The sequence below is a fragment of the Pigmentiphaga sp. YJ18 genome (assembly GCF_038066655.1).
Taxonomy (GTDB): Bacteria; Pseudomonadota; Gammaproteobacteria; order Burkholderiales; family Burkholderiaceae_B; genus Pigmentiphaga.
The window spans coordinates 1,514,985-1,527,471 of record NZ_JBBUKU010000001.1 but is presented as its reverse complement, the minus strand read 5'-3'; the positions used below and the strand labels follow the sequence as shown (position 1 = coordinate 1,527,471).

11 protein-coding genes are annotated in these 12,487 nt (G+C 68.4%); 6 read left to right on the top strand and 5 right to left on the bottom strand.

Going from position 1 to position 12,487, the window contains the following annotated elements; translation table 11 throughout:
- The first annotated feature begins 17 nt into the window (after positions 1-17).
- Both kynA and WKR98_RS07435 read left to right on the top strand, forming a co-directional pair.
- Complete coding sequence (gene kynA, locus WKR98_RS07440) at positions 18-872, top strand: tryptophan 2,3-dioxygenase (RefSeq protein WP_341432520.1); 855 nt, start codon at positions 18-20, stop codon at positions 870-872.
- A 141-nt stretch (positions 873-1,013) separates the two neighbouring features.
- Positions 1,014-2,204 carry an amino acid aminotransferase gene (locus WKR98_RS07435; protein WP_124687532.1) on the top strand — a complete coding sequence of 397 codons (1,191 nt, stop codon included), beginning with the start codon at positions 1,014-1,016 and terminating at the stop codon, positions 2,202-2,204.
- A 16-nt stretch (positions 2,205-2,220) separates the two neighbouring features.
- On the opposite strand, the gene WKR98_RS07430 is transcribed toward WKR98_RS07435, so the two are convergent.
- Together WKR98_RS07430 and WKR98_RS07425 are read right to left on the bottom strand one after the other, a co-directional pair.
- Positions 2,221-3,225, bottom strand: a complete 1,005-nt coding sequence (locus WKR98_RS07430) for a Bug family tripartite tricarboxylate transporter substrate binding protein (protein WP_124687531.1) — start codon at positions 3,223-3,225, stop codon at positions 2,221-2,223.
- Between the two features lie 35 nt (positions 3,226-3,260).
- Entirely contained in the window at positions 3,261-4,076 is an 816-nt protein-coding gene (locus tag WKR98_RS07425; RefSeq protein ID WP_341432519.1) for an alpha/beta fold hydrolase, read from the bottom strand.
- A gap of 122 nt (positions 4,077-4,198) precedes the next feature.
- Here WKR98_RS07425 and WKR98_RS07420 point away from each other — a divergent pair, with 122 nt between their 5' ends.
- On the top strand, positions 4,199-5,104 hold the full coding sequence (locus tag WKR98_RS07420) for a LysR family transcriptional regulator (RefSeq protein ID WP_341432518.1): 906 nt from the start codon (positions 4,199-4,201) through the stop codon (positions 5,102-5,104).
- 6 nt (positions 5,105-5,110) lie between these two features.
- On the opposite strand, the gene WKR98_RS07415 is transcribed toward WKR98_RS07420, so the two are convergent.
- From WKR98_RS07415 to WKR98_RS07405, 3 genes are all read right to left on the bottom strand, one after another.
- Positions 5,111-6,451 carry a protoporphyrinogen/coproporphyrinogen oxidase gene (locus WKR98_RS07415; protein ID WP_341432517.1) on the bottom strand — a complete coding sequence of 447 codons (1,341 nt, stop codon included), beginning with the start codon at positions 6,449-6,451 and terminating at the stop codon, positions 5,111-5,113.
- Between the two features lie 77 nt (positions 6,452-6,528).
- Complete coding sequence (locus tag WKR98_RS07410) at positions 6,529-8,181, bottom strand: thiamine pyrophosphate-dependent enzyme (RefSeq protein ID WP_341432515.1); 1,653 nt, start codon at positions 8,179-8,181, stop codon at positions 6,529-6,531.
- A 47-nt stretch (positions 8,182-8,228) separates the two neighbouring features.
- Positions 8,229-9,365, bottom strand: a complete 1,137-nt coding sequence (locus WKR98_RS07405) for a porin (protein WP_341432514.1) — start codon at positions 9,363-9,365, stop codon at positions 8,229-8,231.
- A 349-nt stretch (positions 9,366-9,714) separates the two neighbouring features.
- On the opposite strand from WKR98_RS07405, the gene WKR98_RS07400 reads away from it, so the two are divergent.
- Genes WKR98_RS07400 through WKR98_RS07390 form a run of 3 tightly spaced genes read left to right on the top strand, consistent with a single transcriptional unit; the run spans position 9,715 to position 12,423 of the window.
- The gene (locus WKR98_RS07400) at positions 9,715-10,704 is read left to right on the top strand and encodes an ABC transporter substrate-binding protein (RefSeq protein WP_124687525.1); all 990 of its coding nucleotides are present in this window, start codon (positions 9,715-9,717) and stop codon (positions 10,702-10,704) included.
- Between the two features lie 26 nt (positions 10,705-10,730).
- Positions 10,731-11,507, top strand: a complete 777-nt coding sequence (locus WKR98_RS07395) for an ABC transporter ATP-binding protein (protein ID WP_341432513.1) — start codon at positions 10,731-10,733, stop codon at positions 11,505-11,507.
- 4 nt (positions 11,508-11,511) lie between these two features.
- Entirely contained in the window at positions 11,512-12,423 is a 912-nt protein-coding gene (locus tag WKR98_RS07390; protein WP_124687523.1) for an ABC transporter permease, read from the top strand.
- The last annotated feature ends 64 nt before the right edge of the window (positions 12,424-12,487 follow it).

Genomic DNA, 12,487 nt, shown 5'->3' with positions numbered 1-12,487 from the left:
GTCCAGGACGTTCTTCCATGACTGCCTCCCGGCAAGACAGCGACGCATCCCCCTCCGCGTGGCACAACGCGCAGATGGATTTCTCCAAATCCATGAGCTATGGCGACTACCTCGGCCTAGACCAGTTGCTGGGCGCCCAGCATCCGCTGTCGCCCGACCACAACGAGATGCTGTTCATCATCCAGCACCAGACCAGCGAGCTGTGGATGAAGCTGATGCTGCACGAGTTGTTCGCGGCCCGCGCCTGCATCCAGCGCAGCGAGGTGGAGCCGGCCCTGAAGATGCTGGCGCGCGTCTCGCGCATCATGGAGCAGCTGGTCCATGCCTGGACGGTGCTGTCGACCATGACGCCTTCGGAATACACCAAGTTCCGTCCCTACCTGGGCAGTTCGTCGGGCTTCCAGTCCTTCCAGTACCGGCAGATCGAGTTCGTGCTGGGCAACAAGAACGCCGCGATGGTCGCGCCACATGCCCATCACCCCGAGCGCAAGGCGCTGGTGGAAGCCGCGCTGGCGGCGCCTTCGCTGTACGACGAAAGCCTGATGCTGATGGCCCGGCGCGGCTTCGCCATCGCGCCGGAGCGCCTCGCGCGGGACTGGACCCAGCCCACGCAATACGACGCCTCGGTCGAGGCCGCCTGGCTGAAGGTGTACGCCGACCCGGATGCCTGCTGGGACCTGTACGCGCTGGCGGAAAAGCTCGTGGACCTGGAGGACGCCTTCCGCCAATGGCGCTTTCGCCACGTGACGACGGTGGAACGCGTGATCGGCTTCAAGCGCGGAACCGGCGGCACGGCCGGCGTCAGCTACCTGCGCAAGATGCTGGAGGTCGTGCTCTTTCCCGAGCTCTGGCAGATGAGAACGAATTTGTAACCCCCCCTACGCGCTGACGCGCGCCCCCCAGGGGGCGGCACTGGCGGACCGGCGGAGCCGGATCCGCTGTGCCCTGGGTAGAGCGGCGCTTGAAAAGCGCCGCTCTATAATCGATCGATAGTTCCAAGGAAAATCGTTCCCATGTTCGAGCACGTTCCCCGCTATGCCGGCGACCCCATCCTGTCGCTGGTGCAGACCTTCCTGAAAGACCCGCGCGAGCACAAGGTCAACCTCAGCATCGGCTTCTACTATGACGGCGCCGGCAATGTGCCGGTGCTCGGCAGCGTGAGCCAGGCCCGCGACCGCATCGACACCTCGGTGCCCGCGGTCTACCTGCCGATGGAAGGCGATGCCCAGTACCGCAAGGCAATCCAGGAAACCGTGCTGGGCGCCGGACACCGCGCCGTGGCCGAGGGCCGGGTGGCGACCATCCATACCCTGGGCGGTTCGGGCGCGCTCAAGGTGGGCGCCGATTTCCTGAAGGCGCATTTCCCCGGCAGCGAGATCTGGATCAGCGATCCCACCTGGGAGAACCACTACAACATCCTGGGCGGCGCGGGTTTCCCCATGCATGCCTTCCCGTATTACGACGCGGCCACCAACGGCATCCGCTTCGACGAGATGCTGGCCACGTTCGAGACGCTGCCCGAGCGCAGCATCGTGCTGCTCCAGCCCTGCTGCCACAACCCGACGGGCATCGACCCGTCGCGCGAGCAGTGGCTCAAGATCATCGACGTGCTGGTCGCCCGCAACGCCATCCCGTTCTTCGACATGGCCTACCAGGGCTTCGGCGACGGCCTGGAAGAGGACGCCTGGGTCGTGCGCGAGACGGCCGACCGCGGCATCGCCATGCTGGTGGGCAATTCGTTCTCGAAGAACATGTCGCTGTACGGCGAACGCGTGGGCGGGCTGTCGGTGGTCTGCCCGACCGCCGACGAGGCCGGCCGCGTGCTGGGCCAGCTCCAGGCCACGGTCCGCAAGAACTACTCCAGCCCGGCGCTGTTCGGCAGCCGCGTGGTCAGCGCCCTGCTGAACGACCCCGCACTGCGCGAGGAATGGAAAGGGGAAGTGGCGCAGATGCGCACGCGCATCCATGCCATGCGCAAGGGCCTGCGAGACCGCCTGCACGCCCTGCGCCCGGACCTGGACGTGGACTACTTCGTCAACCAGCGGGGCATGTTCAGCTACACCGGCCTGAACCCGGCGCAGGTCGACCGGCTGCGCGACGAGTTCGGCGTCTACCTCATCCAGTCCGGCCGCATGTGCGTGGCCGGACTGTTCGAGGCCAACCTGGACTACGTGGCCGCGTCCATGGCCAAGGTCCTGGCCTGATCCGGGCTGGCGCGGCTCAATCGAGCCGGATGTTCGCCTTGTCGATGACCTGGCGATACAGGCCGCGCTCTTCCTCGACCCGCCGGGCCAGCATCGCGGCATCGACGACGGGCACGTCGAAGCCGCGCTCGTTCAACTGCCTGACGAAGGCCGGATCGCGCAGGATGTGGTCCAGATGCGCGTCCAGCCTGGTCCTTGTCCGGGCGTCCATGCCCGCGGGCGCGAGCAGGCCGATCCAGCTGTCCACGGCCGCCAGGGCCGGATAGCCGCTTTCGGCAAAGGTGGGCGTGTCGGGCAGCAGCGGACTGCGCTGGCGGCCGGTAACGGCCAGCGCGCGCAGCTTGCCCGCCTGCACCTGGGGCGCCACATTGGTGACGGTGTCGAAGGTGGCCGTGATGTTGCCGCCTAGCAGGCTGCTCATGGCCGGTGCCGCGCCCTGGTAGGGAACGTGCAGCATGGCGATGCCCGCCGACTGGTTGAGCAGCTCCCCCAACAGGTGGGTGATGTTGCCATTGCCGAACGAACCGTATGAAACGCTCTTGGGCGTCCCGCGCGCCTTGCCCACCAGCGCCGCCAGGTCGTTCAGGCCGCTGCCGCTGCTCGTGGAAAACACCATCTGGTTGGTCCCCACCAGCGCCACCGCTTCCAGGCTCTTCACGTCGAACGGCAGCTTGGCGTAGAGCTGGGGAATGATGGTCAGCGTGGAATTGGGCGCCAGCATCAGCGTGTAGCCATCCGGCGCGGCCCCGGCCAGGGCGGTGGCGGCAATGATCGTGGCGGCCCCGGGCTTGTTCTCGACCACCATGGGCTGGCCCGTGCGCTCGGAGAAGTCCTTGGCCAGGATGCGCCCCACCAGGTCCATGGCGCCGCCGGGCGGATAGGGCACCAGCAGCTTGACCGGCCGCTCCGGATACCGGGCCTGCGCATGCGCCGCCGTGGGCGCGACGGCCGCCAGCCACAAGGTGGCCAAGGCGGCGAGCAATGACGACATGCCAGCGAAAAGCGGTCTTGCGATGAACATGGGAAGGCTCCAGGTCCGGGAGTGGGACGGCGGGTTCAGGCGGATGGTGCGCGCTCGGCCACGGCATCCAGGAATGCGCGCAGGCGGGCGTTGAAGGCCGGGGCCTGCTCGATGTTCAGGAAATGGCCGCAGTCCTCGAAGATGTCCAGCTCGCTGCCGGCGATGGCGCGGGCGATGGCCTGCATCTGCTCGACCGGCGCGAGCTGGTCCTGCCGCCCGCCCAGCACCAGCGTGGGCACGCGGATGTCGGCAAGCGCCAGGTAAGGCGGCAGCTGCGTGCGCACCGGCACGATCTGGCGGTACTGGTCCAGCCGCAGGCGCAGCAGGCTGTCGCGCAGCCGGGCCACGACGTCGGGCGCGGTGGCGGGCCCCATCAGCTTGGGCAGCAGGCTGTCGGCCAGCGCCTGCTGGGGCCGCTCGGACTCCAGCGGCGCCAGGCGGTCGCGGGCGAACTGTTCGCCATGGGCCACCGGGGCATCGGCCGGCCGGCAGGCCGCGAGCACCAGGGCGCTGACCCGCTCGGGGGCGCGCGCATAGACGGACTGGATCACCAGCCCCCCCATGGACAGCCCCACCAGCGGCGCGCGCGCCAGTCCCAGCGTGTCCATGACCGCCAGCACGTCGGCGGCGAAATCGTGGAAATCCAGGGCGCCGGGAATGTCGTCGCTATGGCCGTAGCCGCGCAGGTCCAGCGCCACGGCGCGGTGATCGCGGCCGAAGTGCTCCAGCTGGTCGCGCCAGTTGTCCAGGTTGCCGCCCACGCCGTGCACGAACACGACGGGCGCGCCCTGGCCGTGCGATTCGTAGGCGATGCGGGGTGAGCCGGAGGTGAGCTGATATCCTTGATGCATGGGTGTCGCCGCCCTCGAAAAAATGAGAAACCTCGGTAGAAGCCCATTCTATGCATGCCTGGGAGCGGCCTGCTAGATGGCTTTGGGCTACCTCACTCATAACCAATGGATATGGGCCGTTCATGGATACCAAGCTGCGGCATTTTCTCGCGGTGTACGAACACCGGTCGCTGGGCAAGGCCGGCCGGGCGCTCGGCATGTCACAGCCCGCCCTGAGCAAGAGCCTGCGCCAGCTCGAACAGTCGCTGGGCATGGCGCTGTTCACCCGCCATGCCTGGGGCGTGGCGCCCACGGTCTATGCGCATACGCTGCTGCCCTACGTGCGGGCGATCGACATGCAGTTCACCGCGGCGCAGGAAGAACTGGACGCGCTCAAGAGCGCGCACATCGGCGTCGTGCGCGTGGGCTGCGGCGCCGGGGCGTCGGCCTCGCTGCTGCCGCGCACGCTGCTCAGGCTGTACGGCGAGCGCCCGGGCATGCAGGTCTTCGTGGAAGAAGGGCTGTACCACCCGCTGGTCATGGGCGTGCGCGAGGGGCGCCTGGACATGGCGGTAACCATGCTCACCAACCTGGAGCTGCCGGCAGCGCTGGCCCATTGCCGGCTGATGGCCGATCCTTTCCATGTCGCCCTGGCGCACGACCATCCCCTGTTGGACCTGCCGGGGCGGTCAAGCCTGCCGCGCCTGCGGGACTATCCCTGGGTGCTGCCGCCGCAGAACGGCGTGCTCCGGCCGCATCTGGTCGCCCTGTTCAAGCAGCTGGAGCAGCCGGCGCCCACGGCCACGGTGCAGGGGGTCTCGATTCCGTGCACCGCGGAACTGCTGCGCAAGGGCCGCTTCCTGACGCTGCTGCCGGAATCCGTGTTGCGCCACTATCCGGATCTCGCGGTGCTGCCCCTGCCGGAACTGTGCCTGCAGCGCGACCTGGTCGCCGTCTGGAATCAGGAGATCCCGGCAACGCCGGCGGCGGAGTATTTCCTGGCCCTGCTGCGCGACGAGGCGGTGCGGCTGCCCGCCGGCACCGCCTAGCGTGCCTTAGCGCCAATGCCGCGCGATGGCGGCGGCCGCCTCAGCGCCGCTGCGGCAGGCGCCGTTCACCAGCGATTGCGACAGGTAGTCGCCGCAGTAATAGACGCTGCGGCGCTGCGCCGACTGCCATGCCAGGAAGCTCGCCACCTTGCGGCCATAGCCTGGGTAGAAGACCGGCAGCTTGCAGGCGATCCACTGATTGAAGCGGTAGACCAGGCGCCGGTCGAAGCCCGGCAGGCGCGCGCGTATCTCGTCGCGCAGCAGGCGGTCCACGTCGTCGGTGCATCCCAGCCGCTCGGCTTCCGCCACGGCCTCCGGGGTGAGCTGGCAGTAAAGAATGGCGTCGGCCTCGCCGGCATCGGGCGGCGCGGCCATCTGCTGCCAGGTGGCGATGCGCGTGGGCCGGCTGCGCAGCGAAAACTCCAGCGCCGGCGGCAACGGGCCGCGCAGCGCGTAGTGGACGATACCCAGGCTGTTGTAGCGCACCGCGTCCAGCAGCAGGCGCTCGGCGCCCGACTGCCCGGCCACCAGCGGCCGCGCGTAGGTTCCCTGCGTCGCGCAGACGACGATGTCGGCGGTGGCCTCGCCCTGCACGCCGTCCTTGCTGTATCGCACCGTGCAGGGGCCGTCGTCCGCCCGGACGATGGCCGTCGCCACGGTTCCGCACTCGATGCCGAGCCGGTCCGCCAGCGCGGCGGTCAGCGTGCCCATCCCGCCCCGGGGGACGTACACGGTGTCGTGGCCCAGCAGTCCCGGCGTGGTGCTGAGGTAGAACGACGCCGAGATATCCTCGGGATTCCAGCTGCGCGTGCCTCGGAAGACAGGCTCGACCAGCCGCTCCAGCACGCGGCTGCCGGCGGTGCGCCGGATGTAGCCGGCCAGCGTCTCGTCGTCGTAGGCCAGCGCCGAAACGGCATGGTCCGGGTCCGCGCGGCCGCGCAGCCAGGCCAGGTGCAGTCCGGCTCGCAGCAGCCCCAGCTTGTCGCGCCAACCCAGGCCCGGCGTATTCATCGCGGCGAAGCCGGGCATCAGGTCCACGCGGTAGGTGCCGTCCGCGGTCCTGCAGTCCGCACCCAGGTTCTTCAGGGGCACCAGGCCCTCGCGCAGGCCCAGCTCATCGATCAGGGCCTGCAGTTCCCGGCCGAAGGGATACAGCAGACGGGCGCCTGTGTTGTACGGGATCGGGCCCTCCCGTCCCTGCGCGACGCGCCCGCCCGGCTGGCCGGCGGCCTCCAGCACCCGCACGCGAAAGCCCTGTTCCCGCAGGCGGTACGCGGCGGTCAGCCCGGCGATGCCGGCCCCGACCACGATCACGGACCGGCAGTCCTCCATACCTTGTGCGCTCACTGGACTATCCTCCTGTCGCTGCGCGACATCCTCCCCGAGGAAGGTCGCGCGCCCTTCGGGCGGCCGGGCGGGCGCGCTCATGCCGGCTTGCCCACGGACGCCGGCAGGACGAGCTCGATCAGCGCCGGCCCGGTTGCCGCGCGGGCCCGTTCCAGCGCGGGCAGGAAACCGTCGGTCGTCTCGACCCGCTCGGCATGGGCGCCGAAGGCCCGCGCATAGTCGGCGAAGGAGGGATTGCGCAGGTCGGTCCCGACGGCACGGCCGAACAGCCGCATCTGGCTGCCCCGTATGGCGCCGTAGCCCGCGTTGTTCACGACCACGACCAGGATCTTCAGTCCTTCCTGGACGGCGGTCGCCAGTTCCTCGGCATGCATCAGGAAGCAGCCGTCGCCGGCCACGGCCACCACCGGGCGCGAAGGATCGGCCAGCGCCACGCCCACCGCCGCGGGCAGTCCATAGCCCATGGCGCCGCTCTTGGGTCCCAGCAGCACGTCGCCGCGCCGCAGCGCGAAATAGCGGTGCAGCCAGACGGCGTAGGCGCCGGCGCCCACGGTCACGGCGGCGCGTGCCGGCAGGTGCGCGCGCAGTTGCTCGAAGACCTTGCGCAGGTCCAGCGGGCCCTCGCAGGCGCCGGTTCCCACGTAGCGTTCCCGAGCGGCGCGCAGCCCGGTCAACCACGCTCCATCGGCAAGCGGCGGCACCGGCAGGCCATTCAGTGCCGCGGCGAATTCCCGGGGCCCCGCCTGGATGGCCAGGTCGGCCTGGAAGACGCGATTCAGTTCGCCGGCTTCGGCGTGCACATGCACCAGCGTCTGGCTGGGCAGCGGCGCCTCCAGCAGCTTGAAACCGCCGAAGCCGCCCGCCCCGAAGGTATTGATCTCGCCCAGACGGACGTTCACCGCCAGGATCAGGTCGGCCTGCGCGACTCCTTCGGCCAACGCCGGCGCGATGCCTATGCCGGTCTCGCCCACGAAGCGCGGGTCGGCATGGTCGATCAGATCCGCGCGGCGATAGGCAGACGCCACCGGCCAGCCGGCGCGCGCGGTGAAGGCCGCCACGCGGTCGAGCGATGCCTCGTCCCAGCCGGTGCCGCCCAGCAGCAGCACGGGCCGGCGCGCGGCCGCGCACAGCGCCCGCAGTTGCTCCATGTCATGCGCCGCGGGCGCGGGATGGACGGGGGCCGGCGGCGGCAGGTCCGGAACGCGGGCTTCCTGGTGCATGACGTCCTCGGGCACGATCACCACCACCGGCCCCCTGCGCCCCGACATCGCATCGCGCCAGGCGCGCGCCAGCACCTCGGGCAGGCGCTCGGCCTGGCCGGCGTACAGCACGGACTTGGCCACCGGCCGGAACACCTCGCCCAGGTCCTGCCCCCCCAGCGGATCGCGGCCGGCCTGGCGGGCATCCGCCTGGCCCACGATCAGCAGCATGGGAGCGGCGTCGGTCTCGGCCGTGTGCACGGCCAGCAGGGTATTCAGGGCCCCCGGGGCCCGGGCGGCCAGGCAGACGCCCGGCATGTCGGCCACCCGGCCCAGCGCCTGCGCGGCATAGGCCATGCCGGCCTCGTGGCGGAAGGACGTCAGGCGCACGTCGGCGTGGCGATCGGCCAGCGCATCGACGATCTCGAGGATGCCTTCGCCGGGAATGTGCAGCACATGGCGCACGCCGAATCCATGGAGAGTGTCGGCCAGGATGGCGGCGCCGGTGCGTGCGGAAGGTAGAGGAATCATGGAATCAAGGCGTCCGCCCGCAAGCGGGCGGATCGTGCCGAAACGAATCAGAACAGATGGAAGATACCCGCAAGCAGCATGGTCTGGCCGCGCGAACTGGACGCGCCGCCGGTGCTGCCATACAGGATGTACGCGTTCTGCGCATCGCCCGCGGCACGCTGGTGGATGGCCGCCAGTTGCAGGATGGTGCGCTTGGACAGGAAGTAGTTGGTCATCAGGTTGAACTGATGGTACTTGGGCTTGAAGCCGGTGGCATCCACCTTGCCGAAGGTATAGGTATATCCCGCGCCGAGCTGCCAGCTGGCGTTGACGGAATAGGCCACGTTCAGGTCCAGGTTGCTGTACTTCGCGTCGCTGACGGGCAGGCCCGCCACCGTGCCGCCCACCTTGTCGTAGCGGACCTGGGTGTAGGCGGCGGCGTACTTGAAGCTGCCCGCCTGGTAGTCCGCCGCGACGCCGACGGTCGTCATCGCCTGCGGGCTGACCGTGTAGGCGTTGCGCTGCGAGGTGGAGGTGAACGCCGGCAGCAGGATGGTATTCCAGTTGCCCTCGGGCACCGCGGTGGCCGGGTTGTTCACCCGCATGTAGGCGGCCGCGACCGAGAAGTCGCCCGACTTGTACTTCAGCCCCATGCTGTGGGCGCTGTTCTGCTTGCTGGACCCGGCCACCTCGCCGAAGCTGTACACCGCGCCGGCCTGGAAGCCGTTGATGACGGGCGTGACGTACTTCACCGAATTGTTCAGCCGGAACTGGAAGTTCAGGTTGTCGACGTCGCCGGGGTGCGCCATGTAGCCGTTCCACTTGCCGGCGGGCACATAGGGAGCGAGGAACGAAGCCACCATGTCGTACTGCCTGCCGAACGTGACCGTGCCCAGTCCGTTGTCGTTCAGGCCCACGTAAGCCTGGCGGCCGAACAGCCGTCCGCCCTGGCGCGAGCTGCCCGATCCCATGTCGAAACCGCTTTCCAGGGTGAACAACGCGGAACGGCCGTTGCCCAGGTCCTCGTTGCCACGCATGCCCCAGCGCGAGGGCCCGGTGGCCAGGCCCGTCACGCTGTGGCCTCCACTGTTGTTCACATAGCGCAAGCCGCTATACAGAAAGCCGTACAGCGTCACGTTGGACTGCGCATGCGCGGCCCCCGCGCATGCGGCCGCCGCGGCCGCTCCGATCAACCATCTTTTCATGCCTTTCTCCCGCGCCAGGCGGCCCCGTGTTCTCGATGAAGGTCACGGTTCTTTCGAACCGGCGAAAGGCGAACCGATTCGCCTCCCTGCCGCGCAGACTAGGCAGCCCGGACCGCCCCTACAAGGGCGCATCCCCACACGGTGCGGATTTCCTAGCAATCCGGAATGGATCGCCACAATTTCGCTCGCCGGGCCGCCGCGCGCCGTGCGCAGCCAGGCTGGGCGCGCCTCATCTAGGAAATAGGCAAGAACATCTAGGCGATCGGGACTCGTCCGTTCGAGGGTGGGGGCGGCCGGTGGTTCGGTGCTAAAAATTCGGCATTCGAAGCCCTCCAGCGAGTCCAACGTCATGCTTGCGTTTCGCCTGTCTTTCCCGCGTGCCCTCGTCCTTCACGCGGCGGCAGCCGCCCTTCTCGGCTACGCCGGCGCGGCCACCTCGGAAACCGTGATCGGCATCGCCAACCTCGGCCCCCACCCTTCCATCGCACAGACCATAGAGGGCTTCAAGGAAGAAATGGCCCGGCGCGGCTACGTGGACGGCAAGAACACCACCTACGTCTACAGCGACGCGAACTTCACCCAGGCCCTGATGCCGCAGATGTTCACGCAGATCTCGTCCAAGTCGCCCGAGCTGATCCTGACGATCACCACCTCGGTCTCGCAGACGGCGCTGTCGGCGGTCTCCAATCGCAAGACGCCCATGGTGTTCGCCATGGTCACGGACCCGGTCAAGGCCGGCCTGGTGCCCAACTGGCAGCAAGGCGGCGCGCGCTTCACCGGCGCATCGGACATGCAGGATTTCGACGCCGCGCTGGCCTTCGGCAAGAAGCTGTTCCCCCATGCGACGTCCTTCGGTTCGCTGTACAACCCCGGCGAAGTCAACGACGTGGTGACCACCCAGAAGCTGGAGGAAGCCGCCAAGCGGGCCGGCCTGAAATTCGTGCCGGTCAGCGTCGATGCCGTGGGCGACATTCCACAGCGCGCGCAGTTGCTTCGAGGCATAGGCTTTGCCTACATCACGGGCTCCAATCTGGTGCAGTCGGCCATTCCGGCGGTCGCGGCCGCGGCCAAGCAATTGAAGTTCCCCATTCTCAGTTCCGAGACCGAATTCGTGAAAAGCGGCATGGCCGCCGCCAACTACGCGGTCTCGCTGAAATCCATAGGCACCAATGCCGCGGTCCTGGCCGACCGCATCCTCAAGGGCACGCCCACCTCCCAGCTCGCACCCGCGCGCCCGGGCCCGGACGACTACATCACCACCATCAACAAGACCAAGTTCAAGGAGCTGGGCCTCGCCATTCCCGCTTCGTTCGACGACTGCGCCTGCTTCGTCGAGTAGCCCGTTTCCGCATCAAGGCTCACCTCATGCTAGACGTCCAACAACTGCAGAAAATCTTCCACGCCGGCTCGCCGGACGAACGCATCGCCATCGACGAGGTATCCCTCGGCTTGCAGCGCGGCGACTTCGCCGTCGTCGTCGGCGGCAACGGCGCCGGCAAATCGACGCTGCTCAACATGCTGGCCGGCGAGGTCCTGCCCGACGACGGCCATATCCGCATCGACGGCAACGACATCACGCGGCTGCCTACGCACAAGCGTGCGAAATACATCTCGCGCGTGTTCCAGGATCCCTCGGTGGGCACGGCGGCCGCGCTCAGCATCGAGGAGAACCTGGCCGTGGCCGCCCGGCGCGGCGCCCGCCGCACCTTCGGCCGCGGCCTGACCAGCGCGATGATGGTCGAGTTCCGCGCCCGCCTGGAGACCTTCGGACTGGGCCTGGAGAACCGCATGAAGGCCCAGGCCGGCCTGCTGTCCGGCGGCCAGCGCCAGGCGCTGTCGCTGCTGATGGCGGTGCTGCGCGAGCCGCAGTTGCTGCTGCTGGACGAACACACCGCGGCGCTCGACCCCAAGACCGCCGAGAAGGTCATGCAGGTGACCTCGCGCGTGGTGTCCGAGACCGGCCTGACCACGCTGATGGTGACCCACAACATGAGCCATGCCATCACCTACGGCAACCGGCTGATCATGATGCAGCAGGGACGCATCATCGCGGACCTGTCCGGCGAGCAGAAGCGCGGCATGACCGTCGAGCGACTGGTCGCCGCCTTCGACGACGAATCCCATCTCCTAGCAGCGGCGTGAACCCATGAACTTCCTGTCCACCTTCCTGAACCTGGTCCCCATGGGGATGATGCAGGGCCTGATCTACGCCTTGATCGCCATCGCCGTGATGATTCCCTTCCGCATCCTCAGCTTCGCCGACATGACCGGCGAAGGCACGCTGGCCTTCGGCGCCTGCGTCACCGCGAAGTGCCTGGTGATCGGGCTCGAGCCCGTGTCGGCGCTGCTGATCGGCGCCCTGGCCGGCTTCCTGGGCGGCACCGCCACGGCCTACATCCATGAAAGGGTCAAGATCAACACGCTGCTGTGCGGCATCCTGGTGCTGTCCATGCTTTATTCCATCGACATCCGCGTCATGGGACAGCCGAACACGGCCCTGTTCAACTTCCCCAACCTGTTCTCCTACCTGCCCGGCGACGACGGCAGCCTGACCAACCGCATCGTGTTCCTGGCTGTGATCGACGTCGTGCTGATCGGCCTGATCTTCTGGTTCCTGGGCACGCAGCACGGCATGGCCATGCGCGCGCTGGGTTCGAGCCAGGCCATGGCCCGCGCCCAGGGCATCAACGTCAAGGCCTACACGCTGGTCGGGCTGGGGCTGGCCAACCTGATCGCCGCGCTGGGCGGGGGCCTGCTGGCGCAGAACCAGGGTTTCGCCGACGTGAACATGGGCTTCGGCACCCTGATCAACGGCCTGGCCTCGCTGCTGCTGGGCGAAGCCATCATCGGCAACCGCACCATCTTCCGCCAGGTGGCCGCCCCCGTGCTGGGATCGGTGGTCTATTTCCAGCTGATCTCGCTGGTGCTGGCCTTCGGCTTCCAACCCTCGGACCTGAAGATGGTCACCGCGCTGTTCGTGCTCGTGACGCTGATCAGCCTGGTACGCCGCAAGCCCGGCCGCAGCCCCTCGCGGGCCATCCGGGCCAGCGCCGCCTGAGCCCCGGCGCCGGCTCCTGCCGGCGCCCTTGCCAGGGCCGATAAAAAAACAGGGATACGTCGCC